At 44.4% G+C, this 26,984-nt stretch carries 24 protein-coding genes and 1 pseudogene; 3 read left to right on the forward strand and 22 right to left on the reverse strand.

Annotation, left to right across the window (positions count from 1 at the left end; all coding sequences use genetic code 11):
* Positions 1 to 52 precede the first annotated feature (52 nt).
* Together MSG93_RS13480 and MSG93_RS13485 are read right to left on the reverse strand one after the other, a co-directional pair.
* Positions 53 to 1,045, reverse strand: coding sequence for an ABC transporter substrate-binding protein (locus tag MSG93_RS13480; protein ID WP_324622175.1), 993 nt, complete (start codon positions 1,043 to 1,045; stop codon positions 53 to 55).
* A 436-nt stretch (positions 1,046 to 1,481) separates the two neighbouring features.
* Complete coding sequence (locus MSG93_RS13485; RefSeq protein ID WP_324622176.1) at positions 1,482 to 1,937, reverse strand: hypothetical protein; 456 nt, start codon at positions 1,935 to 1,937, stop codon at positions 1,482 to 1,484.
* Between the two features lie 334 nt (positions 1,938 to 2,271).
* Here MSG93_RS13485 and MSG93_RS13490 point away from each other — a divergent pair.
* Positions 2,272 to 3,285: pseudogene (locus MSG93_RS13490) on the forward strand (isopenicillin N synthase family dioxygenase).
* Positions 3,286 to 3,344: 59 nt separating this feature from the next.
* Here the strand turns inward: MSG93_RS13490 and MSG93_RS13495 are convergent.
* The 3 genes from MSG93_RS13495 to alc form a co-directional block, all read right to left on the reverse strand.
* Positions 3,345 to 4,112, reverse strand: a complete 768-nt coding sequence (locus MSG93_RS13495) for a hypothetical protein (protein ID WP_324622177.1) — start codon at positions 4,110 to 4,112, stop codon at positions 3,345 to 3,347.
* A 149-nt stretch (positions 4,113 to 4,261) separates the two neighbouring features.
* Complete coding sequence (locus MSG93_RS13500) at positions 4,262 to 4,798, reverse strand: ureidoglycolate lyase (RefSeq protein ID WP_324622178.1); 537 nt, start codon at positions 4,796 to 4,798, stop codon at positions 4,262 to 4,264.
* A gap of 257 nt (positions 4,799 to 5,055) precedes the next feature.
* The gene (gene alc, locus MSG93_RS13505) at positions 5,056 to 6,060 is read right to left on the reverse strand and encodes an allantoicase (RefSeq protein ID WP_324622179.1); all 1,005 of its coding nucleotides are present in this window, start codon (positions 6,058 to 6,060) and stop codon (positions 5,056 to 5,058) included.
* Between the two features lie 164 nt (positions 6,061 to 6,224).
* Here alc and MSG93_RS13510 point away from each other — a divergent pair, with 164 nt between their 5' ends.
* The gene (locus MSG93_RS13510; protein ID WP_324622180.1) at positions 6,225 to 6,938 is read left to right on the forward strand and encodes a FadR/GntR family transcriptional regulator; all 714 of its coding nucleotides are present in this window, start codon (positions 6,225 to 6,227) and stop codon (positions 6,936 to 6,938) included.
* A 475-nt stretch (positions 6,939 to 7,413) separates the two neighbouring features.
* Positions 7,414 to 8,571: an FAD-dependent urate hydroxylase HpxO gene (gene hpxO / locus MSG93_RS13515; protein ID WP_324622181.1), complete on the forward strand. Its 1,158-nt coding sequence runs from the start codon at positions 7,414 to 7,416 to the stop codon at positions 8,569 to 8,571.
* Between the two features lie 113 nt (positions 8,572 to 8,684).
* Here the strand turns inward: hpxO and MSG93_RS13520 are convergent, their stop codons facing one another.
* The 17 genes from MSG93_RS13520 to MSG93_RS13600 all read right to left on the reverse strand — a co-directional run bounded on the left by MSG93_RS13520 (position 8,685) and on the right by MSG93_RS13600 (position 26,951).
* Positions 8,685 to 9,968: an OprD family outer membrane porin gene (locus MSG93_RS13520; protein ID WP_324622182.1), complete on the reverse strand. Its 1,284-nt coding sequence runs from the start codon at positions 9,966 to 9,968 to the stop codon at positions 8,685 to 8,687.
* Positions 9,969 to 10,144: 176 nt separating this feature from the next.
* Entirely contained in the window at positions 10,145 to 11,518 is a 1,374-nt protein-coding gene (locus tag MSG93_RS13525; RefSeq protein ID WP_202741020.1) for a nucleobase:cation symporter-2 family protein, read from the reverse strand.
* Between the two features lie 49 nt (positions 11,519 to 11,567).
* Positions 11,568 to 11,903: a hydroxyisourate hydrolase gene (gene uraH, locus MSG93_RS13530; RefSeq protein ID WP_324622183.1), complete on the reverse strand. Its 336-nt coding sequence runs from the start codon at positions 11,901 to 11,903 to the stop codon at positions 11,568 to 11,570.
* On the reverse strand, positions 11,903 to 12,403 hold the full coding sequence (gene uraD, locus MSG93_RS13535; protein WP_324622184.1) for a 2-oxo-4-hydroxy-4-carboxy-5-ureidoimidazoline decarboxylase: 501 nt from the start codon (positions 12,401 to 12,403) through the stop codon (positions 11,903 to 11,905). The genes uraH and uraD overlap by 1 nt, the downstream gene beginning before the upstream one ends.
* 185 nt (positions 12,404 to 12,588) lie before the next feature.
* Complete coding sequence (locus tag MSG93_RS13540) at positions 12,589 to 15,012, reverse strand: glucose/quinate/shikimate family membrane-bound PQQ-dependent dehydrogenase (protein ID WP_324622185.1); 2,424 nt, start codon at positions 15,010 to 15,012, stop codon at positions 12,589 to 12,591.
* A gap of 16 nt (positions 15,013 to 15,028) precedes the next feature.
* Positions 15,029 to 16,258 carry a carbohydrate porin gene (locus MSG93_RS13545; RefSeq protein WP_324622186.1) on the reverse strand — a complete coding sequence of 410 codons (1,230 nt, stop codon included), beginning with the start codon at positions 16,256 to 16,258 and terminating at the stop codon, positions 15,029 to 15,031.
* An 18-nt stretch (positions 16,259 to 16,276) separates the two neighbouring features.
* A complete protein-coding gene (locus MSG93_RS13550; protein ID WP_324622187.1) occupies positions 16,277 to 17,737 on the reverse strand; it encodes a right-handed parallel beta-helix repeat-containing protein in 1,461 nt (486 codons plus the stop codon).
* A gap of 20 nt (positions 17,738 to 17,757) precedes the next feature.
* Entirely contained in the window at positions 17,758 to 18,597 is an 840-nt protein-coding gene (gene aroD / locus MSG93_RS13555; protein WP_324622188.1) for a type I 3-dehydroquinate dehydratase, read from the reverse strand.
* Positions 18,598 to 18,915: 318 nt separating this feature from the next.
* Positions 18,916 to 19,545, reverse strand: a complete 630-nt coding sequence (gene pcaG, locus MSG93_RS13560; protein ID WP_005231114.1) for a protocatechuate 3,4-dioxygenase subunit alpha — start codon at positions 19,543 to 19,545, stop codon at positions 18,916 to 18,918.
* 12 nt (positions 19,546 to 19,557) lie between these two features.
* Complete coding sequence (gene pcaH, locus MSG93_RS13565) at positions 19,558 to 20,283, reverse strand: protocatechuate 3,4-dioxygenase subunit beta (protein WP_004654275.1); 726 nt, start codon at positions 20,281 to 20,283, stop codon at positions 19,558 to 19,560.
* 10 nt (positions 20,284 to 20,293) lie between these two features.
* Positions 20,294 to 20,707, reverse strand: a complete 414-nt coding sequence (gene pcaC, locus MSG93_RS13570; protein WP_009509226.1) for a 4-carboxymuconolactone decarboxylase — start codon at positions 20,705 to 20,707, stop codon at positions 20,294 to 20,296.
* Between the two features lie 15 nt (positions 20,708 to 20,722).
* Complete coding sequence (locus tag MSG93_RS13575) at positions 20,723 to 22,078, reverse strand: MFS transporter (protein WP_262755650.1); 1,356 nt, start codon at positions 22,076 to 22,078, stop codon at positions 20,723 to 20,725.
* Between the two features lie 43 nt (positions 22,079 to 22,121).
* The gene (gene pcaD / locus MSG93_RS13580; RefSeq protein ID WP_324622189.1) at positions 22,122 to 22,907 is read right to left on the reverse strand and encodes a 3-oxoadipate enol-lactonase; all 786 of its coding nucleotides are present in this window, start codon (positions 22,905 to 22,907) and stop codon (positions 22,122 to 22,124) included.
* A 4-nt stretch (positions 22,908 to 22,911) separates the two neighbouring features.
* Entirely contained in the window at positions 22,912 to 24,261 is a 1,350-nt protein-coding gene (locus MSG93_RS13585; RefSeq protein ID WP_324622190.1) for a 3-carboxy-cis,cis-muconate cycloisomerase, read from the reverse strand.
* Between the two features lie 8 nt (positions 24,262 to 24,269).
* Positions 24,270 to 25,478 carry a 3-oxoadipyl-CoA thiolase gene (gene pcaF / locus MSG93_RS13590; protein WP_324622191.1) on the reverse strand — a complete coding sequence of 403 codons (1,209 nt, stop codon included), beginning with the start codon at positions 25,476 to 25,478 and terminating at the stop codon, positions 24,270 to 24,272.
* A gap of 136 nt (positions 25,479 to 25,614) precedes the next feature.
* On the reverse strand, positions 25,615 to 26,265 hold the full coding sequence (locus MSG93_RS13595) for a 3-oxoacid CoA-transferase subunit B (protein WP_324622192.1): 651 nt from the start codon (positions 26,263 to 26,265) through the stop codon (positions 25,615 to 25,617).
* The gene (locus tag MSG93_RS13600) at positions 26,262 to 26,951 is read right to left on the reverse strand and encodes a 3-oxoacid CoA-transferase subunit A (RefSeq protein ID WP_324622193.1); all 690 of its coding nucleotides are present in this window, start codon (positions 26,949 to 26,951) and stop codon (positions 26,262 to 26,264) included. Before MSG93_RS13600 ends, MSG93_RS13595 begins: the two co-directional genes overlap by 4 nt.
* Positions 26,952 to 26,984: the final 33 nt, after the last annotated feature.

A 26,984-nucleotide genomic window follows, 5' to 3' on the forward strand; every position in this document is an offset into this window, starting at 1 on the left:
CTATTTTGTTCACTCTTTCACCCTGACTTACTTCTCAGGCAAGTATCTAAGATTATTTGGCTGCTTTAACAAACTGAGTGGTATAAGCGGCTTTCCAATTGGTTTGGGCTTTGAGTAAACCTGCATTCACCATAAAATCTCGGGTTGCTTTCCAACGTGTGTCTGTCATGACGCCAATGCCTTGGGTCTTGGCATCGCCACCATCAATCAGTTTTAATTTGCGCATTTGCCCGACTGCAAAAGTGAGTAGTTCATCATTCATATTCGGGTTTTCTTTTTTAATGATGCTATTGCCCAAACGTGGATCGGCTAAGTAGTTTTTCCATCCCTCCATCGATGCCTGAACAAAACGGCGTAGTACCTCTGGTTTGTTTTGAATCACATCATTACGGGTCACCAAGATACCGCCATAGGCTGGATAACCCGCATCAGCAAATAAAAAGAAATTACTCGAAGGTTCTGCTTTTTTGGCCTGAAAAACTTCAGAGGTCGCATAGGCTTGCTGTGCGACATTTTTGCCTGCTAAAAAAGGCTGCATATTGAAGGTATACGGGCGAGCTTGTGCTGCATCTAATTTATATTTGCCTTTTAACCAAGGCCACCAGCTTGCTTGTCCACTGGTCGAGACCAGAATCGTTTTTCCTTTCAGATCGGCCAAAGACTTTACATCGCTATGGGTTAGTACACCTTGCGGATCAAACTGGAATGGTGCTGCCACCGCTTTGATGGGAAAGTTGCTTTCGATGCCTTTTAAGACCTGTAGATCATAATTAATAATAATATCGGCTCGCTTGGACAATAATAAGCTCATGTTATTGACTTGTGGCCCGCCGATTTTGATATCGACATCAAGTCCGTATTTTTTATAAATTCCCTGTGCCAGTGCCTGATAATATCCACCTTGCTCGGCTTGCGCATACCATGTGGTTTGTAAAACAAGTTTATCGGCTGCAAAACTGGTTGAGCTGATAACTGTTGCCAACCCCAATAACGCGCCCGCAATTACAGTACGTCGCCCTTTGCCTACATAGTGCTGAATATTCATAAGTAAGACCCCTAAATCTGTATGGATTCATCTTGCTATTCTTTTTAGGGGGATAATCAATGTATAAGTACACATTTCTCTCAAAGCCAAATCAATTGGCTTTGTCCCCGAAAGAGGAACAGCAAACGCTGTAGAGCAATGTCCCGTATGTTCACAACATACTGACCGCTTATACTCAATCATGATTTAGCAAGCTCTGTGCCAAGATTGATTCCACCTTGTTTTTGTTGGTAATTCTCTAGGTCGGATTTATTTTTAATTGTTCTAAGATGAATAGACTGTATTGAGTCTTTGGTTTTGAGTGCAGTTTAATGGTGCATTCAGTACGTGCAGCTGCACCTTAAATGAACTACCTACTGGACAAATGGATGTTTTAAATAGTCATGTTGCATATCAACAATTGTTCTAAAACTGGGTTTTAAAAAATAAGTTGCCATCAAGTTCCCGACACACATTCCTCGAAGTATCCATCAATCGTCACTATAGCGGGTAAAAAATCCAAATGTTGTGATGACTCAAAGATAATCATTATATTGATCCGATTATCTTCACCACCAAAATAGTTTTCATCGGAAACCTCTATTTCACAAGGGGAAAGATACTGCCAGATATGATGCACATCAGAACCAAAGTCGCTTGGAAGAAGTTCACAATCCTCAAAAACATCAACCATTGCCTTGCTTGCCAATGTCTTAATGGTAGTAACATCAGAAAGCAAACGAGTCATTCCTGCAATCTGCGCATCTGTTGGACCATCACGTTTTGCTCGAACAATAACCCTAAGCATCCCTTCAAATGTCCCAAGTTCAACTTCTCCCTGCCAATGTGCACTGCCGTATTTCAATCTTCCAAATGGTGGACAATTCACTGTATGCCGATTAAATACGCTCATTACTGTCCTTTCTTGCAGATAGTTTAACCATTGAATTAATTTTACGCAGTATGAATTAAACCATTCAACATAGCTCAAAATTCAGGCCGATTTTAACATCATTCTATTTCACTTTATAAACTGGCACAAAAACTGCTTCATCCTTTCTGTCAGAGTAGAAGCGTTCAGCATAGTCAGTCACATCGGCTGTTATGTGGGTCATTGCTCAGAAATCAGCTTAGGTTCTTCATCAGAACGATCTTTTGAAGGGAATGAAGCTTTTTTTTGAATGTGACCCCGTCTCTTTCAATTCATTTGATTGGGTCACGGTTTATCCAGAAGATGAGGTTGAAATATGAATAGCGCCAACATATCTGCATTAGCGGAAAATAACTACAGCTTAGAAGAACTGCAAAAAGAAGCGCGTATGGGCGCTTTAGGTCAAGAGTCCTTTGAACGTGAAGTTCGGGTGATTGATTTATCCAACTTTGAACAACGTAAATATGAAATTGCCGAACAGCTTTGGGCAGCAGCAACGGATATTGGTTTTTTTCAGGTCTCGCATCATGGTATTCCACTTGAGCAGATTCAAACCGCATTTGATATGACACAACAGTTTTTTGCTCTGCCTGAACCCGTCAAAGCACGTTACCCGCTCAACCGAAATGCAGGTTGGGAAAGCAAGGCTCAGGTTCGTCCATCAACCAGTACCCCAGACCAGAAAGAATCCTACCAAATTACTCGTCCACGAATGGAGGGACTGTATCCAACCGAACAAGAGCTGCCTGACTTTAAAAATACCATGCTTGAATTTGAACATGCCTGCTGGCAAGTTGGGATGAAAATACTCTCCTGCTTTGCTTATAAACTGGGTTTTGCCGATAATTTCTTTAGTCTTGCCCACGATGCTGAACAAGACAGCTATCAAAGTACTTTAAGAATGTTGCATTACTATGCCATTGATCCTGCGTTAAAAGACCAATTGGGACTATGGCGTGCCGGTGCACATACCGATTTTGATTGTTTGACCCTACTGTTCCAGCGTAAAGGCCAAGGCGGATTACAAGTCTGTCCAGGTAAAGATATGGAATAGCAACAATGGACCAGTATCGAGCCACGGGATGATGTGATCACCTGTAATATTGGTGATATGCTGATGCGTTGGAGTGATGATCAATTACCTTCTAATTTCCACCGAGTCAAAAATCCAGAAGCAAATGAGTATCAAGGAGCGCGATATAGTCTGGCGTTCTTCTGCCAAGCCAATGAAGATGTGCTGATTGAAAGCCCACAAAAGAAATATCCAGCAATTACAGCCAAAGAATATTTAAAACAACGCATCAGCGCCAACTTCAAAGGTAAATATTAATCCTCTATTCTTTGCAGACAGAGATAGATCATCTCTGTCTGTTATTAAAAATTATCGATTTATTTTTTCCGTGATCTCGTCTTGGTTCTTTTAGGTATCACTTTTTGGGGAATAATAATTTTTCCCGTGCCTAATCCTCGAAAAAAATAGTTAACAAGATAAATGAATAAAAAACCAAAATAAAAAAATGGGAATATAGTAAAGACACTAAACATACTTTCCCAAAAAAGTACACCAATCCGATAATTATAACCTAACTGGATAAGTGCACCTCTACGACTACCATCCTGAAAGGAGATATTTTCCAAAAGAAAATGGCCCATCCCCATGATAAAGCAGAATAAAAATATCCCTGAAACAATCGTTTTTTTTATCCATGGCTTCTCCAGCCACGGATATTTCTTCGATGCCTCAAACTCAGCCTGAAAGAATTTACTATAAATTTTTTCCTGAAATGCCTTGTTCATGCCTACTTTCTTAATAAATAACAGGCATATGTAACAGCTCGCGACAAAAGTTAAAATAGTACAATAAATACTTGAAAGAATAGTAAAAAATGGCAATGGACCTTTAGTCCCCACCGTAATCAACATCTGCTCTGTAATATAACGATAAATCTCATACTGCCACTGATTGCGTGGATATGCTGGAAATAAAAATAAGGGTAAAACAAATAAGATAATCCAAAAAGCAATCTGTAATTTCGCTTTTCTTTTTACTTTAGCTTGTTGTTCAAGCGCCAAACGTCTTTGTTCTAATTTTTCTTGCTTCTTTTGCTTTGTGTGCTGCTCAAGCAATTCTCTTGCTACATAACGTTTTGTTGACATAGAAAATCAATATTTATGTTTTATATAAAAATCTTAATTAGAAAAAAATAAAGATACGCGAATATTCTTACGATCAAGAATTCTAGATTAAAATGAACAACCTTCCAATATTTTAAAGTACATATCTTCTTTTTATAAAACTTGTACAGTCAGAGATTGACGATCTCTGACCGTACTAAAGCTTCAGTGATCCAGCGAACCTGAGATAAATGGTGGACATCACAATTACTGCCGCCACCAATACGATCGACCACTAAAAAATCACTGTTTGCTTCCAAGGTAATTAAAGGATGGTGCCATACCCCTTGATGATAAGTAATTCCCTGTTGTCCGTTACTGATAAAAGCTTGAATTCGTTGCTCATCAGGTATTGTTTGATCAAACGGTAATGCTACTACAACAATAAATTTTTGTTGCTGTAATGGAATAAAAGACTGCGAACCATAAGGATGTCGTTCCAGCATCTCAATTTGAAATGGAATCTGAGTTGCAAATAAATTATGAAAAATGCTCATCCCAACAGCAACATGATCACCTGAAATTTGCGCCAGTGATAAGGCGTGATAACGCTCAGTGAGTCCCTGATTAATCGGGATAAAGTCTTTGCCGCTCTTTTCAATGACCTCACCAAAAGCAGCAAAACTGTCCTGAGTTAAAGGCTGGATTACAATATTTTTTTCATGCATAGCCATTCTCTTTAATACAAAGAAATATCAGCTCAAATCTCACTTATCTAAATGAAAATTATAGTAATATTTCACTATCGTGGTTGGCGGCATGGATGCCGCCTGTTTGGCTGTGGTATCAAGGACGTACCATCAGCCAAACAAAGGATTTTTGTTACTTTTCATCCTTGAAAAGTAAAATAACACCTATATAAAAATCAGCTTATAAACAGCCAATTTATGAGATCGTACAATCGTACTAAATAATATAATTTAACTTATTCAACTACTTTTCCCCATAAACGAATCCGGCTAATCCCGCCATCGGGAATCATATTGACGCGGATATAGTTCACTTTTTGATGTTGCAGTACTTCTGCAACATATTCATGAATATGGTCCATGGTCAAAGGCTGCTGTTCCAATAGAAATGGCCAGAACATACTTTGCGGAATCAGTTGTGCATCGGTTGCATCTTCAATATAAGCGGCTTGAATCGAACAAAATGCGGGGAAATTGCCTTTAAAATACGCGGTATCGACTTCAATTTTTTCAACGAATCCAGATTGTCCCAAAGCAATAATGCACCAATCAAAACCAGGGGCACGGCGACGTTTGGTCTCCCAACCATCGCCCATATTAATGCCGCGATCAGGACTGATCAGATTATTCGGATGGCCAAAATGTGCATCGCTAAAGGCCACAATACGCCCGCCATTTTTTAAACCAATCAAGTCCATCTGCCGAGTTGTATCGACATGTTCAAGCACCACACGGCCATACACTCTTAAACGTGCAATCCCACCATCAGGGAAAATATTAATACGAATATGGGTAACTTTCTGAGCAGCGCAGTCGAAAAAATGATGCTGATCCGGAGATAAAACCGAGTTTTCTAATAAAGCAGTCCAGATGATCCCTTCCAATTGATTATCTGGTGCATAACAGCCCTCAATAGAAGCAGATGCCGGATAATTGCCAGTAAAGAATGAGGTATCAATATCAAATCCAGATACAATCCCCGTTACACCTAAACGAACAATACACCAGTCATAGCCAGACTCACGCTTACGGCGGGTCTCCCAACCATCCATCCATTTACCGTGATCATCATATTTTCCTTCGATGAATTGAGCGGGTGTGCTTTGCAACATTCTTGCAGCTTCTGCAAAAAACTCATCGGAACAACTCACAATATTTGCACCAATTCTGGCATCAGCGAGATTGGTTAACGCTTGCAAATGGGTCGGTAAAGCTATGGTTTTAGCAACATGCACTGTCATTGATCGTTCCTGAAGGTTTGATTTCTATTCTATTATGCAAGATCCAGTCCAACTGGTCTGACCTGTTGGTAAAAATATAACGATTTTTGATCGACAGCACCAACAAAAAGATGAATTTTGTGTAGAATCAAACTGTTTATTTTGATCTTTAAGGCGTGTTTCTTATGAGTCCACAAGCTCTGCTCAATGGAAAATCATCTCAGGTGACTGAGCAAGCGGTGGAAGTGATTCATCAACGCATTCAACAAAATACCTATCCTGTCGGTTCTGCCTTACCCTCACAACGTGATCTTGCCCTCCAGTTGGGCATCAGCCGTGCTTCGTTACGCGAGGCCCTCACCCGTCTTGCCGCTTTAGGATTATTGGAAATCAAGGCGGGTAAAGGGGTTTATGTGATTTCACAACATAGTCAGGCTGCCGAACAATGGGACGGCGAACACCGTGTTTCTCTCAAGGATTTCTATCAATTACGCTATGTACTGGAAAGTTTTTGCGCGCTGTTGGCCTGCGAATATTTAACTGAACAGGATAAGTCGACCTTACAGCAACATTACCAGTCGCTGGCCTCTGCAATTCAGGCACAGAACTGGCAGGCAGCCTCCGAGGCAGATTATGCCTTTCATCAGCACATTATTGAACTTAGTCATAATCAGTCGATTATTCAAACACTTAAAATGCATACTGAATGGATTAAAAAAAGCCAGATCCTGCCTTTTGTTCAGCCGAATCTGGCATTTAAAACCATTCAGGAACATGAAGTCATTCTGCAAGCCTTATTTAATCAGGATGTAGCAGCGGCTGAAAAAGCCATGCAAGCGCATATTATTGGTGCTGCGCAACGTGCGGGTGTCTATTTTTCTCGACATGAAAATGCTTAAAAATCCCTACATTTAATTTGAATATAAACTTTTATTGGCTATCGTGACTGGCGGCATGGATGCCGCCTGTTTAGCTGTGGTATCAGGGAAGTACCATCAGCTAATGAGCAGCGATTCAAGCTACGAAAGATTTTTTTCCTTACTAAATAAATCCGTCCCCCTTCAAAAGTAAGGTAAAAAATTATCGCTTTTAATTGTACCGAATTAAGTTATTTAGAATAATATTTTAAAATATGTAGCCTATCGTAATCACATAAATTTAAGAAAAATCTTATTTCTATTTAATATAAAAACTTGAACTTTTATTAATGCACCACTTTGCCCCATGCCTTGAACCATATCCATGCAGCCTTCCTTTTTATGCTTTTTAATAAAGCAAATCATCTGGTATGACCAGTAAAACCAGTTGCTAAAATTGGCACACTTCTCGCTTAGAACTGTTTAGAAACTTATTTATATATTTAGGGTCTGAACGATGAATATTGCGATTGTAGGTGCTGGTATGGGCGGTTTGACTGCTGGTATCGCGTTAAAAAAATTTGGTCATCAGGTCACGATCTATGAACAGGCAGCCGAAATATTACCTGTCGGTGCGGCCATTTCACTGTGGTCAAATGGAGTCAAATGCCTGAATTATCTAGGCCTTACCGATCAAATTCAGGCGCTAGGCGGGCAAATGGAGTCTTTGGCCTATGTGGATGGACTGAGCCAACAAACCATGACTCAATTTAGCTTATCACCTCTATATAAAGAAGTCGGGCAACGTGCCTATCCGGTCGCCCGGGCCGATCTACAACATTTATTAATGCAACAATTTGGTCTGGAAGATATCAAACTGGGCATGAAAATGACGGCGATTGAAAGCCATCAAGATGAGGTCACCCTTCATTTTCAGGATGGCTCACAAATTACAGCCGATTTACTGATTGGTGCAGATGGCACACATTCTCTCACCCGACAATTTGTCCTCGGTTATCAGGTTGAACGTCGCTATGCAGGTTATGTCAATTGGAACGGTCTGGTTAATATTGATGAAACCATTGCGCCTGCCATGCAATGGACCACTTATATCGGTGAAGGCAAACGTGTGTCACTGATGCCGGTGGCCCAAAATCGTTTTTATTTCTTCTTTGATGTCCCCTTAGAGGCAGGACTGGAAAATCGACGTGAATACTATAAGCAAGATCTCAAAACTCATTTTAGCGGCTGGTGTGAACCCGTACAAAAACTGATTGAACATTTAGATGAGCAAAAAACCAATCGTGTCGAAATCCATGATATTGAACCTTTTATGGACTTTTACAAAGGACGTGTGGTGCTGTTAGGTGATGCAGCACATAGCACCACACCAGATATTGGCCAAGGTGGCTGCCAGGCCATGGAAGATGCGATATATCTCGCCCGTGCCTTGCAAATCAATACCTTCGGTCTGGAAGATGCTTTGGCACGTTATCAAAACAAACGTAATGAACGCACACGAGAAATGGTCTTGAGAGCACGTAAACGTTGTGATGTCACCCATATGAAAGATCCGCAGGTGACTGAAGAATGGTATCAATCGCTCTATCAGGAGCAAGGGTCACACATCATGCAAGGCATCATCAGTAATATTATCGGCAATCCACTAGATTAAGTGTTTTTGTTTTTAACTCCCCCCTATCTAGGGGGCTTTTTTTCATCTCAGGTTGCAGTCCACAAAAAATGCATATCTCGACCAGAATATGCATTCGATGTTGAACTTATTGCTTAAAATTTATAAGTCAGTGACAAACGGTTCTGCAAGAAGTTCTTGTCATAACGTGGTGAAGTCTGAATCCCTGCAAAATTACTGATACTGAAACCTTTTAAAGCCCCCATAAAATTATAAATCCCAAACAGCATATATTCAGATTGGTTACGGCTGGCCACATGCTCTGCTTCCTTTAAATCCATAAATGAATAACGTGCCCCTGCAATCACTTGATCTGTTAGTTTACCCTCTAAGGACAACATCAAAGCATTGCCCGCACCTAAATCCTGAGTACTTGTAAAAAAAGGCTGGGCAAAAATTTCACCTGAAGAGGTTTTGGCGGCATACGGCGTTAACAGTGCACCATTCAGATAACTTTCACGATCCGGTTTAATATAGTTATATGCAACTTTTAAAGTGGCTACAGGCAAGACCTTAACTGCTGCCTGTGCACCAAAAATCTGGCTGTTCACCTCACCTGCCAGTGCTTTGCCCTGATCTTTGCCAGACATATATTGCAGTGAAAACTCAGGGGCATATTTAAGTTTTGGCATTGCCAGATCCGCTTGTGTATAAATCAGGCGGGTATAATCATCATAACTTTGATACCACAACTGCGTTTTTAGACTTCGGTCTTCGGCTAGGTTGAAACGCTTGCCGACACCCACTGACCAAACCCCATCGGTTTGCAGATTCGAATTCTGACGAGCGCTTTTTGTAAACTCATCTTCGCCATAACTTTTATATTTATTGACTTTGGTCAGGCGCAAGAAATCGTTATTGTCTCCGATCTGGACATCGGCGGCCTGATATAAAAACATCAAGACACGGCGGTCTGCATAATCCCCCATAAACGGTAAATTGAGACGCTGATTCCCGACGGTCACCCGAGCCAAATCATTTTTCCACGTCAGATAGGCTTCTGCTAAACCATCACCATCTTCCTTGAGTTCATCGACTTCAGCCTTATTATCTTTCTCATCTAAACGACGCTGAATATCATAACCAACAGCGGCCTGTACCCCATAAAAAGGCGCTGTTTCATACTTTATATAACCACCGATGACAGCCGTATCCTGATTCAGATTATCCACAAAATAAGCATTATTGAGTGAGTAATAAGTTGATTTCACTGCACCATGCAGACTGCCACAGGCAAATACCGCAGCCAGTTGATCGTTCGCCTGACAATCCTGTTGCAGGTTCAATAGATGATTCAGGCTAGTATCCGTTGCCCACGCCTGTATGGCTGGGCTCATCACGAGCACGAATATGGCTGATTTTAATTTAAAACTTCTCATAAAATTCCCCGTAAGATTTGATTTAAAAATCACTTTTGGCTTTTAAAAATCCTGTTTCTGGCTTTTTCAAGACAAAAACTCCCCTTGACCTATTCAAGCTTGAATAAGCAACTTTGAATAATGTGCAGGTAAAAAGCGGGATTCAGACTAAATATTCGACCCTGAACCCGCGATGATCAATGCCCTGAATTTACAGGCAAGCTTGCTACTTCCACTGTTTTTTTAGTGAACGGTAGATGGTTAAAAATGATGTTAAGTAAGATAGCGGTAATACAGGCTGAGCTAATACCTGAATGCAATAAGGTTTTTACCCATGTTGGAAATTGTGCATAGAATTCCTGATTGACGATAGGAATCATGCCGATAGCCAGTGAAGTGGCCACAATAATCAGGTTTTTATGATCGTTATAATCCACTTTGGCTAAGGTACGTATACCACTGGCGGCAACCGTACCGAACAACACGATGCCAGCACCACCCAAAACAGGCATGGGAATCGATGCCACCAGACGCCCCACGATGGGCAATAAGCCGAGGATAATCAAGATTCCTCCTGCAGTCGCCACCACAAAACGGCTTTTAATGCCAGTCATGGCAACCAACCCGACATTTTGGGCAAAAGCTGTTTGCATGAATGAACCAAAGATCGGAGAAATGGCGCTCGATAACATATCGGCACGTAAACCGTCGCCTATACGTTTCGAATCAACTTTGCTTCCAACAATTTCACCGATGGCAATAATATCGGCGGTGGTTTCGGTCATAATCACCAAGGTCACAATCGTCATGGAAAGAATGGCAGAAAACTCAAATACAGGCGAACCAAAATGGAAGAAACTTGGAAATGCAAAAACCGGACCTGTACTGACCTTTGAAAAATCGGTAAATCCTGCCGCATAGGCGAGCACAGTACCTAGAATAATGGCAACCAGAATCGCGAGCCGACGGAGCATCTGACTACGCAACATGCTGAAGATAATCACAATCGCCAGCGTCATCACCGCCAGACCGACATTAGCCGGATCGCCCCAGTTCTCAGCTTTGGGATTACCCCCCATAATCCAGCGGATCGCCACAGGCAGCAGTGAAATACCAATCATGGTAATCACACAACCGGTTACCACGGGGGGAAAAAAGCGGATGATTTTGGCAAAAAATGGCGTCAGCAATAAACCAATGAGGGAAGCAACAATTACGGCACCAAAGGCAGAGGCTAACCCGCCACCGGTGCTGACAATTGCCAGAATGGTCGCAACACCTGCAAAAGAAACGCCTTGAACAATCGGTAATTTTGCTCCGAAATGCTTGAAACCTAGGGTTTGCAACACCGTCGCCAGGCCCCCTACAAACAAGGCAGCAGCCACCAGCAATCCAATTTCTGAAGCCTCCAGTCCTGCAGCAGCTCCAATAATCAATGGGGGTGCAATAATTCCACCATACATCGTCAACACATGCTGCAAACCATATAAAATGTTTTTATTCATGCCTAAATATTGATGTTCTGCCGAGATCAGCGTATCTCGTTCTGTGGGTGTGTTGTCTTGATGCATGGTTAATTCCTCAAATTAGATTCATAAGGTCCACATTGTTTAAGTTGATTTAGCTGCCGCGATAAGTTGAATATGAAAAAGGACTGATCAATAAAGGCACGTGGTAATGCTGTTGCGTATCAGTGACCTTAAAATCGATACAGACGCTTGGATAGAAACTGGCTGTGTTCAAAGTCTGAAAATAATCCCCTACTTCAAAAATCAACTGATAATTGGCTTGGATAAATGCTTCGATCCTGAAAGCAGGAATACGGCCATCCGCATCCGTTAACTGTTCATCCTGCAAAATATATTGATGATTGATTTCCTGATAGAGTTTCACCAATACCTGAGGTGCTGGCTGCCCCAGTGCTGCATTTAAAATATGTGTGCTGATACCCGCCATTATTGAATCTCCTGTTCTAAACGAATCAAAGCAATTTCAGCCAATTGTTGTTTTACTTCGACTTGCTCTTGTTCGACTGTATTGAGTAAGCGACGTTGCAACTCGGACAAGATTTGCTGACCAGAGCGACCCGCTGCACGGATCAGAAAAATATGCCCAAATTTGTGCTCGTAATCTAAATTGCCCTGATAAAGTGCCAGTTGCAGCACAGCATCCGTTTCGACCTGAGCTTGCTCACGTTGGGAGAACTGCTGCTCTTTCTCAGATAAAACTGCTGCTGCTTTTTTCTCGCCAATACGGGGATGTTGCGCCAAAGCTATAGAAATTTCAGGCCATGACCATGCCTGCGCTTGTGTCACTGCAGCTTGATAAAGTTGCTCTTTAGCTGGATAAGGACGTTGCTGTAGCAGTTCAGCAATCCAGTTCGGGATATGCACACAGGCCTGTAAAACACCTGCTGCTCTGTCTGGATCGAGTTGATTAAATGTTTCGAGTTGCATCTCTGCTCCAATTTAAGGCATTGTCTGACTGGTCAGACCAGATATCCTAAATAAAGCAATGAATATGCCAATTATGGCGTATGGAGCTTTCGATAGCGTTTGTTAAAAAATGATCTGGATATCTAAATAAAAAACGGCAATCACCGAGGATTGCCGTTTTTTTATTACTATCAATTAAAAAAGCTTTAGTTCAGGCTGTAAGCAATCACATAATCACCATGATCAGGTGATTGACGCGCGCCACCTGCAGTAATCAGCACATACTGCTTACCTGATTTCGGTGACACATAACTGATTGGCGTACCTTGGCTACCGACAGGTAAACGCGCTTTCCACAGCTCCTTACCTGAAGATGAATCCAGTGCACGCAAGTAATAATCCTGAGTCGCGGCAAAGAAGACTAAACCACCTTGAGTTGCCATTGGACCGCCAATGGTTGGCATACCAATTGGAACAGGCAGGCCCATTTTGATTCCCATCGGGCCAGTATCCTCTACCGTTCCCATTGGCACTTGCCATGCAACCTGACGCGTTTTCATATCTACTGCAGTCATGGTGCCATACGGCGGTTTTTGGCAAGGAATCATTAATTTCGACCAGAAGCGGTCTTTATTGACTTTGTATGGAGTTCCTTTCATTGGCACGGCGCCCATACCAGTATTGACTTTTTCACCACCATTAGCCTGAACTGCGAGATCTTCCGGCGTCTGTTTAATTAACTGAATCCATAAGCCCAAACGCATGTCATTGACGAACATATATTGATGGCTTGGATCAAAGGCAATACTGCCCCAGTTCATACCGCCTAGAGAACCTGGGAAGCTCAATGATTTATCGGTACCCGGTGCAGTGAATAAACCTTCATAACGCATCGATTTAAAGTTAATACGACACATGAGCTGGTCAAATGGTGTGGCGCCCCACATATCAGATTCCGTTATGGTCTGGTTACCAATCTGCGGCATTTCGACTGAACGTGGCTGTGTTGGGCTGTATTGTTCCCCTGGAATATCCGCAGGCTTCACCGCTTGCTCAACCACCTTGGTTAATGGCTGCCCGGTTACACGATCCAGTACAAAGAACTGGCCGGATTTGGTCCCAATTACCACAGCAGGTTTGTTGCTGCCATCCTTCATCGGGAAATCAACTAGGCTTGGCTGCATTGGCAAATCAAAATCCCACAAATCATTATGAACCGTTTGATAGACCCACTTTTCCTGACCTGTGGTCGCATCTAAAGCCAGTACGGATGAGTTGTATTTATGGTCCAGTGGTTGACGGTTACCGCCCCAGACATCAACAGATGAGCTACCCATTGGTAAAAATACCGTGTTCATTTGCGGATCGTAAGACATCGCAGCCCATGAATTTGCCGAACTGCGTTTATAGGTTTCACCATCCTTCAATACATAGTTCGGATCAGGATTGCGTGGATCAAAGGCCCAACGTAATTCACCTGTAATGACATCGTATGCACGAATTACACCACCAGGCATATCCGCTGCAAAATTATCGGCAATACGGCTACCGACGACAATTACCGTACCCGCAATGGTTGGTGCTGAAGTCACTTCAAAACGTGGTGCTGTGGTTCCCTCACCCAAGCCTTTGAGCAAGTCAACCGTGCCTTCTACCCCAAAGTCTTTACAACGTTCGCCCGTATCTGCATTGACAGCAATTAAACGACCATCTGGTGTATTGGTATAAACACGACGTAGGCATGAGGTATTGTTCGCCACCGCTTTTACCGGTGTCGCTCCAGCCAACGTCGGCTGAACCAATGCTTGCGTTGAGTCAAAATAAGCAACACCACGGCAACGTTCCCATGCATCTGACTTGGAATTGACTTCTGCTTTCCAGAGTTGTTTACCGGAGTCCGCTGCCAGGGCAAAAATATTGTTATGCGGGGTACACAGGAAAATCTTGTTGCCCACCTGTAACGGCGTCATCTGATCTTCTGCACCATTGCCTGAACCCGTGGTGAAATCACCGGTACGGAAACGCCAGACTTCTTTCAGCTGATGCACATTATCACGTGTGATCTGATCCAGTGCCGCAAAACGGCTTCCACCTGCATCCTGACCATAATGCTGCCAGTTGGTCTGCTTCATATCGGTTTTTACCGGGATCAGCGGTAATGCCTGTCCCGACGCAGTGACGGTTGGATGTGGCTGGAACATCTGATAAAGACCAATCACCATGCCAATCACTGTCAATATTCCAAGACCATAAGCAGGTAAATCCGCACTCGGTTGAAATTGATAACGACGAATGGCAGGTAAAGTAAACATCAGGGCTGCAAATAAGCCTGCTGGAAACATCAGTCGAGAAAATAAAGGCCAGAACTCCAGCCCTGCATCAAACAACGACCAGACGATTGTCCCCGCAAACACCAGGGTAAATAACCAGACACCGAACGCTTTTTTCCTGAAAATAAAAAGTGCAGCGATGAGCGTAAGGACACCTGAAATCACGAAATACCAGGATCCACCTAAAGTCGCCAGCTTTACTCCACCGACTGTAAAAAACAGTCCGGTCAGCAATAAAACCAGCCCCAGAATAAAACACCATATTTTCAGCATGGTATGCGAGCTTGAAGATTCAGACATCTGTCATACTCCTGTATTAGAAATTCAGCCCAACTGAAATACCGGCTACCCAGACATTATCACGAGACGGATTGCCCCTTGGCTGATAAACATACTGGATATTGGGACGTAACATTACGGCTGGGGAATAGTTGTAAACATAGTTCAGTTCAACATTCATCTCATCATCACGATCATGATTGGCAGGGATCTGGTCGTTAAATTTATAACGTCCCACCCCGAAACCGATCTGGTCGGCCGGTCGTGATGGCAAGGCTCCCTTGTACCAGAAGGCGATTTGCTGGGTATCAGAAATATTGGCGGTTTTATCGTTGTTCCAGACCAGATTCACGGCGCCATATAAACCACCCTTTGAATCCGTGGCATTGCTGCTCAACTGTTGCTGGGTATTCAGCCAGATGGCCGACTTTGGATCTTGTCCTGCTTGTGCATCAACCCGGTCATAGTCATGACTACTCCAGAAACCGCCAACTTTATACTCGCCCGCCAAACCGTTTAATTTATTGGTTTTCCAAGCCAATTCGACTGGAATCAGGACACCTTTTGCCCGATCCGTAGACAGGTTGAAATTGGCATTGTCCTTCACTTCAGTATTTTCGGGATTATTTTCATAAACGCCCACACCAAACGTCCATTCAGGCAGAAACTGGTATTTAACATTTGCAGCCCAGCCACTCACCGGACCGTTATACCAGACATCGCCCTGACTCTTACCCACTTGGCCACCACATAAAATCAGACTCTGGAAATTACAGTGTGAACCATTAAAGTCCTCGGACATGCCCATCCGCCCAAGCTTAAACTGTAGGGTATTGTCCAGAAATCCTGTTTTAATCCATGCTTGCGTTAAGCGCCAGATATTACCGCGCCCATAGATTTCCGTTGGACTACCGTTCATGCCAATATTGCTGGCAATATTACGTCCATCCCGTTTGGTCACGGTGAGAGCGGCTGTCGTGTTGGGTAATCCCGCAATTTTAGCCAGATCAAAATTTGCACCCAATGCCATCTGATTGGCATTTTTGGTGGGATGATGGTCCAGACCGTCCAGCACTGTTGCTGTCTGGTTCATGACATTGAGGTTAAATTTATAGCCCTCTTTTTCCAGTTGCTGGCGCTGGCCATTCCAGTCGCCGAGGAGCCATTGACGATCCTGTGACCAGGGCTGATCCGCAAAAGCAGATTGAGCAGCACATAGCGCCACAGCCAGACAGCTCATCTTGAGCAAAAATGCATTCGAATTCATATTCAGCCTCCTTGCCGTTTATTTCAGTTTTACAGCTGAACTGAGTTCAGACGTTGCACCCAAACGATCCGTAATATTTGCTGTCACTGAAGCAACTTGTGCTGTTGGTTTCCAAGTCAGCGTCGCTATTCCTTGCGCATTGGTGGCAGCAACCGCCGAACCTAAATAAAACTCTGCTTCATTTGAATTTGCCGATGAGTTTCCAAAAAACTCGACCTGATAACGCTGGTTCGGCTGCGCTTTAACTTCGACTGCAATTTGTCCTTTGGACAAGGTTAATTTCGGTACCTGAATATTTTGGTTGGGTTGAGCATTACAGCCTTGCTCATTGGCCTGCTTGCAGGTCTTCTGCAAGTTTGCAGGATCAATCTTGACGCCATGACCGCGAGATCCTACAAAATGCGCATGTTCCAGCCCTGGAATGTCAAAAATAATCGCGCCGACACGTTGATTCGGTACGCAGCTGCCGCCTGCTTCACAACGTTTAATCTCTTTACCATTATTCCAGATTTGGTTTTTAGTCAATGTGATATGTGCATCGGCATCTTTCTCGGAACGAATGGCAATGCCAACCCGGTTGCCATGTACCTTATTGCTATCAAAAATGTTGCCATCACCCGTCAGGTTAAAACCGTTGGAGTTATTGGTCAGCTCGTTATAAGCAATATAGTTGCGTTTGCCCCAGTTGATCTGTAGGCCATCCGAATAGTTTTCAAATTTATTGCCGATGACTGCATTGTCATTGCCCCACAAGATTTCAATCCCTTGTGATGGTTCAGGATTGGCTGCTGTAGAAATAAAATGGTTATTGGCAACCAGATTGAATGCTGCACCACGGGTCAGTTCAAGACCATCGCCATTGTCCTGAAAATAGTTATTCAATACTTTGTTGTTATTGGTGGTGGTCGCTGTTGGATTGCCCTTACCATCGTCTCCAGTCAACATCACCCCTGCGCCGCCATAGTTATGCATGATGCGGTTATTTTGAATCAGGTTATTGCTGGCACGGTTCATTAAAATTCCGATACAGAAATGACGGATTTCCAAACCTTGGATGGTGACGCCATTGATGTCACGCAATACGATGCCCGGTAAAGTCGTCGTCCGCACATTGGTCCCGAATTGTCCTTCAACCGCCCCCGGACAAGCTTCAACTCCTGTGCCTTTAATATAATTTGATCCATCGACTGCAATAAACTCCCCTGTTTTTGCCCATTGCGTTCCGATAATTTTTACCGGTGCCTTGATCTCGGGTAATGGACGATTCACCTTGATCGCATAAGGGGCTTTGCCGACTGCCTGAATCAGAATCTCGCTGCTTTCTGTCGGCTTGCTGTTGGCTTGCTCAATTGCCCAGCGCAAAGAACCCTTATCAGTATCATCCTGATAACGATCAACAATATACGTTTCTGCTGCTGCCATTCCCGAAACCACCATCGCCACAGCTAAAGTGCTTAAACGTAAGTAAATTGCTTTCATGTCTAAACATCCTTTTTAAATTATTGTGTAGGCTGAACCGTTTTTAAAAACTGTTTCAGTTGCGTAACGTCGATCTGACCTGGTGCTGAAGCTTCACCAATCATGCCAAAGCTAAAGCTACCGCCCATGTTGGCAGTAGCGATGCGGGAAATCGTGCCCAGTTTGCCCATCGACATGGTCAGTAACGGTTTTTTAGACTGTTGACTCACTTTCAAGGTCGCATTCATGAGGGTAAATACATCCTGTTTGTTTTGCGGCATCACTGCAATTTTCAGAATATCGGCGCCTAACTCATCCTGTTGAAGTAACCGCTTGATAATCTCAGACTCGGGTGGCGTTTTCTGGAAGTCGTGATTGGACATGACGATCAGTACTTTTTTCGCATGCGCCATTTTCACGGTATCGTTCACAATCTGCTGATCACGGAACATTTCCACATCCAGCATATCCATAAATGGCTGCTGTAAATATGCCTGATAGGTCTTGCCATAATCTGCATCACTTATTGTTAATTGCCCACCTTCGTTATGGGTACGAATCGTGGCGATCAGCGGTTTAGTGCCTAATATCTGTTTGAGCTCATGGCCTAAGGCAATCACCTGCTTGCGATCACTGGCAAAATTGAGTAAATCAATCCGAAACTCCGCAAGATCGGCATCCGCATTGGCTGCAATCACTTTTGCCTGAGCAATAGCCTGCTCTCTGGTTTTGGCCGTAATGGGCACAATGGTTTTCACCGGCAGCTTTGCCAGTTCAGATAATTCAACCTGCTTTTGCTGATGATCTTGCGCTTGTGCTGCTTGAACCATCAATAAGGGGCTCAATGCAAAAATGAATGCTGCAATTTTTTTCCTATCCATGAAGATTTTCCTTTTTAAATATGTCCCTTTATAAATATGGAAACCAGGGAGTATAGTGTTTCAAACTCTTTAATAGGTTTGCCACATAAACACTTGTATGATATCTGATACTCGGAGACGTCATCCGCAACTGTCTGAGTCAGGACCAAATCAATAAAATGCCATTTCTGCGATAGCATCGAGACGTGCTGGTCTTGAACGAGTTTTGCGGATGACAATGGTTTTGCCTACTTTTCCCGAAAGAAAAGTAGGTCGAGCCGACGGCTGATCCTAAAATAAGATGAGAACTTAAAAAGACTCCGTTGTGAGCCTTAACCTTTAAATATCAAAGAACACGGTCTCATCATCACCCTGAATACGGATATCAAAGCGATAGACTACTTCACCATCCACGTCACTGCGTTTGGCGATTAAAGTCTGGCGACGTACTGCCCACTCGATGCTGTTCAGCACTGGATCATTGGCATTGGCATCCACCTCATCATCAAAATAGATACGGGTGTGCAAACCGATATTAATGCCACGTGCAAAAACTGCGACTGCAATATGTGGTGCCTGAATTGAGCCTTTGCGACCGGCAACAGCGCCCGGTTTTACCGTATGAAAACTCCAGAAGCCAGTTTCAAAATTGGCACCTGTGCGTCCCCATCCCTGAAAATGTGGGTCGGCAGTTTTGCCTTGGGTATCCGCCTGACTTGGATAAACCCCATTGGCATCTGCCTGCCAGATTTCCAGTAACACATCTCTTAATGGCAAACCGAGTCCGTCAAACACCTGACCTTCCAGACGAATCCGTTGCCCTTGCGTCTGCTCATTGACTAACTGGTTATCGAAGTTATGCTCAAATACTTCAATATTGGCCTGTTGTGGTAATAAGCCGATATGCACATAAGGACCGCCGGTTTGTGATGGGGTCTCTTTCAATTCCTGAAAATTCCATGCATTCATCGTATGTCTCCCTTATGTCAAATCATTTTCAAAATAAGTCGCACGACGACCACGCAGATGAATATCAAAGCGGTAACAACGGCTATCTGCTTCAATGAAATTGTTTTTATCTTCCAGTGCGATCAAGGCACGACGCTGATCTTCAGATGGAATGGTTTTTAAAATCGGACAGGTGTCAATCAGCGTATCGCCTTCAAAATAAAACTGCGAAATCAGACGCTGTGCCCAACCATCAGCGATCAGGGAAAAATGGATATGCGCCGGACGCCATTCATTAATCCGGTTACGCCATGGATATGGTCCCGGCTTGATGGTGCGGAAAATATAGAAACCATTTTCATCAGTTAAGGTACGGCCACAGCCACCAAAGTTAGGGTCCATCGCACCAATAAACTTGTCATTGGGATGACGATACCGACCCGATGCATTGGCTTGCCATACTTCCAGCAAGGCATTTTTCACAGGACGACCAAACTGATCACGTACATAACCATGCACAATGATACGTTCACCAATCGGTAATCCTTCTTTGGCATAGTTCAGAATCAGGTCATTATCTTTGGGACCAAAAATACTCGGTGAAAAATGCGGTGACGTCACTTCAGTCAAGGTTTCATTAATTGAAATCAATGCATTCTTTGGCGAGCGTAATACACTGGTCTTATAGCCGGGTGTATATGCTGGCGGATGATCATCGGTATTTCGTTGTGGGTATGCACCTAATGTATGCTTTAACATGCCTGTCTCCTTAATCCTGTGGTTGTGCCGCAACGGGTTGCACGTCAATGCCAAGTTCTTTAAAGACGTCTTCGGCCATATGCATCGCCGCATTCGCTGCTGGCAAACCGGCATATAAAGAACTATGTAAAATCAGTTCCTTTAATTCATCTTTAGTCACACCGTTATTGAAGCAGGCACGTAAATGCATTCTCAGTTCGTCTTCTCGCCCTAAAGCCAATAAGATGGCAATCGTGACCAGACTGCGGGTATGGCGTGGTAAACCTTCACGTGACCACACTTCCCCCCAGGCGAAGCGACTAATAAAGTTCTGGAAGTCCTGATTGAAATCATTCAGGTTCTGTAAAGAACGTCCGACATGTTTTTCGCCCAGTACTTCGGTACGGACTTTCAGTCCTTGTTGATAACGCTGCTCATCATTCATTGACTTTTTCCTCGATTAGGTTGCATCGGTATGGGCAACGATAGATTTAACAAAAATGGCGACTGCGGCTGCGGCTGCAGGAATCATTAGCAGGCTCAGAATGGCGGTAAATGACCAGTTATTTCCAAGCAGAATCGCCCCGATCCACGCACCAAATACCGCACCAAAACGTCCAATTCCCATCATCCATGCAATCCCTGTTGCACGACATTGAGTCGGGTAGAAACGGGCACTTAATGCAGGCATGGAAGACTGGGCACCATTGATGGCAACACCGGCACAAAGCACCAGAATGGCCAATAAGGTCGGGCTATTCAGGCTTTGACCAACGGCTACAGCGAAAATACCTGCCACGACATAGAACACTGCCAGTACCCGGTTCGGATTGAATTTATCCATTGCCCAGCCAATCACCAAGGCACTGAGTACACCGCCAAACTGGAATAACCCGCCGATAAATGCCGCACGTTCCATGCTCGCACCGGTTTCACGCATCAAGGTTGGCAACCAGCTGGTCAATAGGTAAATAATGACCAAGCCCATGAAATAGGTGAGCCACAATAAAACCGTACCTTTGGCATATTGTTTGGAAAACAACATCTTGAATACGTTGCCCTTTGGTGCAACATTGGATTCTTCTTCAGGAATATGAAACTGGCTAATACCTTGGACTTGTGAAGGCGCAATATGGTTTAAAATTTTACGTACTTTTTCAGGGCTCTTATTTTTTACAATCAGGAAGCGATAAGACTCCGGCAAGAACACAATCACCAGAAGCATCAATATCAAAGGAATGATTCCGCCAAACAGGAATAAGCTGTGCCAACCAAAAGCAGGAATCAGCCAGCTACTGATAAAGCCACCAATCGCCATGCCTAGGTTAAAACCGCAGAACATACACACCACTAAAATAGAGCGTACGCGTTTCGGGCAATATTCCGAGAACAAGGTTGTTGCATTCGGCATGGCTGCACCCAAACCAATGCCGGTTAAAAAGCGTAATACCACCAATTGATCCAGACCTGATGCATAGGCAGAAGCAAAGGTAAAACCACCAAAAATCAGCATGGCCACGGTCAAAACGATCTTACGGCCAAAACGGTCAGCAGTTGGTCCCGAGACTAAAGCCCCAATAATCATACCGCCCAAAGCGGCACTCATCACCGGACCTAACTGGGAACGGTCAATGCCCCAGTCCTGTGTGAGGGCTGGTGCAATAAAACCCATTGCAGCAGTATCCACACCATCAAAAAAAACAATTAAAAAACAGATGATTGCAATCATCCATTGATACTTGCTAATCGGCGCATTATCAATTAATTCCTGTGCATCCATGCTGTTATTTTTTGCAGCGTAATCCTGAAACGCCATAGTAGTCTCCTTGAGGCGAAATCCTTTTAACAAACCTAAGTGTTTATATTCTTTGGATAAACTTTGTCAGTTCCTGAGTAAATACTTGTGGTTGCTCAATATTCGATAAATGTGAAGCCAGCAAAATCTCAAGCTGACTGTTTGCAATGTGATGATGCATAAACTCTGCATCCTGGATTGTGGTGACGGGGTCGTATTGCCCTGCGATAATTAAAGTGGGAATTTGAATCTGAGCAAGTTGCGCCCGAACATCGGCATCAGCTAAAGCACGACATGCATTGGCATACCCCTGTGCAGGTGTCACCGCCAGACTCTGAATGGTTTTCTGTGCCAGCACATCATGCGCATAATCAAAATGCTCACTAAACCAACGGGTATGCGTGGTTTTTACAAGTTCTGCCAAACCGTTTTGCTCTACGCTATCTGCACGGGTATTCCATGCCTCGGCATTCCCAATTTTTGCTGCCGAATTTGCAACCGTGATGCTATGAAAGCGTTGTGCATGATTGATGGCCAAGGCCAAGGCTGTAATTCCACCCATTGAAATACCGCAGAAATGGGCTTTTTCAACAGCTAAAGCATCAAGAATATCGATCACATCTTCAGCCAGATTTTGCAAGCTCGTATCGGCAATCACGCTACTGGTACCATGTCCACGTGTGTCATAGGTAATGACCTGATAATGCTCAGCTAAAGCTGTCACTTGCGCCTGCCACATTCCATGATCGGTTCCCAATGAGTTAGAGAACATGATCACAGGTGCATCTTTGCGCCCTTGAACCTGAACAGCCAACGGATGTCCCTGACGATTATTAATGTGCGTAATCATGTGCTTACTCTCCTTGTTGTGCATGTAGGACTGCATCGATTTGAGCCTGAATATTGCCTAGGTAAGATGCAGGATTGAACAACTCATCTAATGCCTGATCATTAAAATGGGCTCGCACTTGCTCCATGTCTGCTAACACGGTTTTTAAATGCTGCTGTTGGGCAACAGCTTGCTGGCAGGCTTGCTCAACCAGATGATGTGCATTCAAACGGCCAAGCTTTGGGGCCAACGCCATCATCACCGCCTCTGCCATGATCAGGCCATGGGTACATTCAAGATTACGTTGCATCGCGTCTGTGTTGACCTGCATGTGCTCAAGTACGTCACTGCTTCGCTCTAAAGCACCTGCACATAGCTGGAAAATTTCTGGAATCGCCAGCCATTCCGCATGCCAAGCCCCCAAAGCCCGTTCATGCTCTTGCACCATGCTTTGAAAGACACTTGCCATTAAGGCCGGTACACGATTGGCTGCGGCAAGAATTGAAGCTGCTGCCACCGGATTACGCTTATGCGGCATGGTCGATGATCCACCACGCCCTTTTGCCGCCGGTTCAAAAACTTCTGCGATTTCGGTTTGCATCAGCAATGACCAGTCTTTTGCCATCTTGCCGACATTCCCTACAATCAAGGCAAGCGTGCTGGCAAGCTCAACCATACGGTCGCGCTCACCATGCCATGTACATTCAGGCGCTGTTAAATTGAGTTGTGCTGCAAAAGCGGCAACCACCGCAGAGCCTTGATCCTGTAAAGATGCCAGTGAACCTACTGCACCACCGAGTTGCGCAGTTAATACGCGACCTTTCATGGCCTGTAGACGATCAAGATCACGTTTCAAGGCAGCTGCCCAACGGGCAAATTTATGACCTAAAGTAATCGGTAAAGCCTGCTGTAGCCAGGTACGTCCAATCATGACCTGATGGCGATATTGCTGCGCTTGCTTTAAACAAATTTGATAGGCTTGTTGCAGTTGCTTTTCGATCAATGCCAAGGCATCTCGGCATTGTAAAATCGTTGCTGTATCAATAATATCCTGACTGGTTGCACCCCAGTGCACATAACGGGATGCATCTTCATCCTGCTGTTTTACCAAGGCAGTGAATTGCTTGACCAATGGAATCGCAACATTACCTGCCAGCCCTGCTGCTGTAGCCAACGCTTCCATATCGATTTGCGCTACAGCATTTTGACCAACCTGTTCAATCATCGTTGCCGCCGAAGCAGGAATGACGTTGACCTTTGCCTGAGCTTTAGCTAAAGCCACTTCGGCCTGAATCATATATCCCAATAAAGCGTGATCACTAAAAATGGCTGTGACATCAGGCTGATAAAATAAGCTGGCGTATAACTGGCTCATAACAGACCTCACTCAACACGTTGAATAATCAAGGCAATCCCTTGACCGACACCAATACACATCGAACACAAGGCATATTCACCTTTGATCTGTTCAAGCTGGTTTAAGGCCGTGGTCACCAGACGCGCACCAGAGGCACCTAAAGGATGACCCAAAGCAATTGCACCACCATTCGGATTAACCCGTGTATCATCATCCGCCAAGCCTAAATCACGGGTCACCGCCAAAGCTTGTGCTGCAAAAGCTTCGTTTAGCTCAATCACATCCATTTGTTCTAACGTGAGATTGGCCTGTTTCAGCAGTTTCTTGATCGCAGGTGCAGGCGCAAAGCCCATAATCCGTGGTTCAACCCCAACTGTGGTGGCTGCAATGATTTTGGCGCGTGGCTTGAGTTGGTATTTTTCTACCGCTTCGTCCGACGCAATCAACACAGCGGCTGCGCCGTCATTAATTCCAGAAGCATTACCTGCGGTCACAGTACCTTCGGCTTTGACCACACCTTTGAGTTTGGTTAATGCTTCTAAAGTGGTTGACGCACGTGGATGCTCATCAGTATCCACCACAATGGCATCCCCTTTACGCTGTGGAATGTTGACAGGCACGATTTCATTGCTGAAGAAGCCTTTAGCTTGCGCCGCTGCAGTACGCTGCTGACTGTTTAAAGCAAACTGGTCCTGATCGGCACGGTTGATGTTGAACTGTTCCGCCACGTTTTCTGCGGTTTGTGGCATGCTGTCCACGCCATACATTTCTTTCAGCTTAGGATTGATAAAACGCCATCCCATGGTGGTGTCTTCAATTTTTTGACTACGTCCAAAAGCACTATCCGATTTACCCATCACATAAGGCGCACGGCTCATGCTTTCGACGCCACCTGCAATAATCAGGTCGGCTTCATTGGCTTTAATGGCACGGGCAGCCATGGCAATGGCATCCAGTGATGAACCACACAAACGGTTAACCGTGGTGGCAGGCACCTGATAAGGTACACCTGCCAATAAGGCTGACATACGTCCCACATTACGGTTATCTTCACCCGCTTGGTTGGCACAACCATAGATGACATCATCCACCTGCTGCCAATCAACACTTGGGTTACGTTGCATCAAGGTCTGAATTGGAACTGCTCCCAGATCGTCAGCACGGACAGGTGCAAGACCGCCTGCATAACGACCAAATGGGGTACGGATGGCATCAATGATATAAGCGTTTTTCATAGTCTTACATTTCCATTTCTAAATCTGTTGTGAGCACTGCCACAAATTATGGGTTTAGTCATTCTTCCTTTGCGTAGGCAATGCCTATACAAAAAGCCTCTGCTTTAATCCGTAATTAGTGGCTGTGTAAACATTATCATTGCGTCGCATCAATCAACTGAGCACCCGTCAACGCCTGCAACTCCTCAAAGCTCAGACCTTCGACTTTCTCAATCACTTTCAAACCGTCTTGAGTCACATCAATCACACACAGGTCGGTATAAATCCGATCGACACATTTCAATCCCGTTGCCGGATAAGTGAGTGCTTCGACGATCTTCGGTTCACCTTGCTTGGTATTGTGATCAGTGGTGATAAATACTTTCTTGGCGCCGACAGCCAAATCCATCGCACCGCCCACGGCAGGAATGGCATCTGCTGCTCCAGTATGCCAGTTGGCCAGATCACCATTGGCCGCCACCTGAAATGCACCGAGTACCGCAATATCCAGATGTCCACCACGCATCATGGCAAAGGAGTCACCATGATGGAAAAAACTACCGCCAGTCAGCATGGTGACGTATTCCTTACCTGCATTGATCAACTCAGGATCTTCCTCACCTTTGGCTGGTGGCGGACCGAATGCGAGTAGGCCATTTTCCGAATGCAGGAACACATCTTTATCGGCTGGAAGATAATTGGAAATCTTGGTAGGCAGGCCAATGCCGAGATTGACATAAGCACCATCTGGAATATCTTGTGCGACACGTTCAGCAATCTGGTCACGGCTTAGTTTTTGATAGCTCATTGTTCTGCTCCTATGCCATTGGCTGCATCGACAGCGACCACATGCTGTACAAAAATCCCTGGAGTAATAATGTGTTCAGGATCAAGCTGACCGAGTTCAGCCAGTTCCGACACCTGTGCAATGGTGACATCCGCGGCCATCGCCATAATCGGGCCGAAGTTACGGGCAGATTTGTTATAGACCAGATTGCCCCAACGGTCGCCTTTGTGGGCCTTGATTAATGCGAAGTCAGCCTTGATCGGATATTCCAGTACATAGTCTTTGCCATCGATATGACGGGTTTCCTTGCCTTCTGCCAATAAAGTACCAAAACCAGTTGGGGTAAATACGGCACCTAAACCCATCCCAGCAGCTTGAATACGACAGGCCAGATTACCTTGCGGGACCAGTTCCAGTTCAATCTTGCCGGCACGATACAGTTCATCGAACACCCATGAGTCTGACTGACGCGGGAAGGAACAGATGATTTTACGAACCGCACCTGTTTTAAGCAGTTTGGCCAAACCGTAATCGCCATTGCCTGCATTGTTATTGACGATGACCAGATCCTTGATGCCGAGTTCGATCAGTCCATCAATCAGTTCAGCGGGTTGTCCTGCGGTGCCAAAGCCACCGATCATGATGGTTGCGCCATCCTTGATCTGTGCCAGTGCCTCAGTCAATGTGAGCGTACTTTTATCAATCATCTACCTACTTCCTGTACGATGCATCACTCGTAT

It is taken from the genome of Acinetobacter sp. IK40 (assembly GCF_035615075.1).
GTDB lineage: Bacteria > Pseudomonadota > Gammaproteobacteria > Pseudomonadales > Moraxellaceae > Acinetobacter > Acinetobacter courvalinii.

What these genes read in the sequence shown, in the direction of transcription:
- MSG93_RS13495 (WP_324622177.1), bottom strand. Translation starts at nt 4,112, where the DNA reads ATGTCAACAAAACGTTATGTAGCAAGAGAATTGCTTGAGCAGCACACA.
- MSG93_RS13500 (WP_324622178.1), bottom strand. Translation starts at nt 4,798, where the DNA reads ATGCATGAAAAAAATATTGTAATCCAGCCTTTAACTCAGGACAGTTTT.
- MSG93_RS13600 (WP_324622193.1), bottom strand. Translation starts at nt 26,951, where the DNA reads ATGATTGATAAAAGTACGCTCACATTGACTGAGGCACTGGCACAGATC.
- aroD (WP_324622188.1), bottom strand. Translation starts at nt 18,597, where the DNA reads ATGGATAGGAAAAAAATTGCAGCATTCATTTTTGCATTGAGCCCCTTA.
- pcaG (WP_005231114.1), bottom strand. Translation starts at nt 19,545, where the DNA reads ATGAATGCATGGAATTTTCAGGAATTGAAAGAGACCCCATCACAAACC.
- MSG93_RS13575 (WP_262755650.1), bottom strand. Translation starts at nt 22,078, where the DNA reads ATGGCGTTTCAGGATTACGCTGCAAAAAATAACAGCATGGATGCACAG.
- pcaD (WP_324622189.1), bottom strand. Translation starts at nt 22,907, where the DNA reads ATGATTACGCACATTAATAATCGTCAGGGACATCCGTTGGCTGTTCAG.
- MSG93_RS13510 (WP_324622180.1), top strand. Translation starts at nt 6,225, where the DNA reads ATGAGTCCACAAGCTCTGCTCAATGGAAAATCATCTCAGGTGACTGAG.
- MSG93_RS13545 (WP_324622186.1), bottom strand. Translation starts at nt 16,258, where the DNA reads ATGAATTCGAATGCATTTTTGCTCAAGATGAGCTGTCTGGCTGTGGCG.
- MSG93_RS13520 (WP_324622182.1), bottom strand. Translation starts at nt 9,968, where the DNA reads ATGAGAAGTTTTAAATTAAAATCAGCCATATTCGTGCTCGTGATGAGC.
- pcaC (WP_009509226.1), bottom strand. Translation starts at nt 20,707, where the DNA reads ATGAATGATGAGCAGCGTTATCAACAAGGACTGAAAGTCCGTACCGAA.
- MSG93_RS13485 (WP_324622176.1), bottom strand. Translation starts at nt 1,937, where the DNA reads ATGAGCGTATTTAATCGGCATACAGTGAATTGTCCACCATTTGGAAGA.
- MSG93_RS13540 (WP_324622185.1), bottom strand. Translation starts at nt 15,012, where the DNA reads ATGTCTGAATCTTCAAGCTCGCATACCATGCTGAAAATATGGTGTTTT.
- MSG93_RS13550 (WP_324622187.1), bottom strand. Translation starts at nt 17,737, where the DNA reads ATGAAAGCAATTTACTTACGTTTAAGCACTTTAGCTGTGGCGATGGTG.
- MSG93_RS13525 (WP_202741020.1), bottom strand. Translation starts at nt 11,518, where the DNA reads ATGCATCAAGACAACACACCCACAGAACGAGATACGCTGATCTCGGCA.
- MSG93_RS13585 (WP_324622190.1), bottom strand. Translation starts at nt 24,261, where the DNA reads ATGAGCCAGTTATACGCCAGCTTATTTTATCAGCCTGATGTCACAGCC.
- alc (WP_324622179.1), bottom strand. Translation starts at nt 6,060, where the DNA reads ATGACAGTGCATGTTGCTAAAACCATAGCTTTACCGACCCATTTGCAA.
- MSG93_RS13480 (WP_324622175.1), bottom strand. Translation starts at nt 1,045, where the DNA reads ATGAATATTCAGCACTATGTAGGCAAAGGGCGACGTACTGTAATTGCG.
- pcaH (WP_004654275.1), bottom strand. Translation starts at nt 20,283, where the DNA reads ATGTTAAAGCATACATTAGGTGCATACCCACAACGAAATACCGATGAT.
- uraH (WP_324622183.1), bottom strand. Translation starts at nt 11,903, where the DNA reads ATGGCGGGTATCAGCACACATATTTTAAATGCAGCACTGGGGCAGCCA.
- hpxO (WP_324622181.1), top strand. Translation starts at nt 7,414, where the DNA reads ATGAATATTGCGATTGTAGGTGCTGGTATGGGCGGTTTGACTGCTGGT.
- uraD (WP_324622184.1), bottom strand. Translation starts at nt 12,403, where the DNA reads ATGCAACTCGAAACATTTAATCAACTCGATCCAGACAGAGCAGCAGGT.
- pcaF (WP_324622191.1), bottom strand. Translation starts at nt 25,478, where the DNA reads ATGAAAAACGCTTATATCATTGATGCCATCCGTACCCCATTTGGTCGT.
- MSG93_RS13595 (WP_324622192.1), bottom strand. Translation starts at nt 26,265, where the DNA reads ATGAGCTATCAAAAACTAAGCCGTGACCAGATTGCTGAACGTGTCGCA.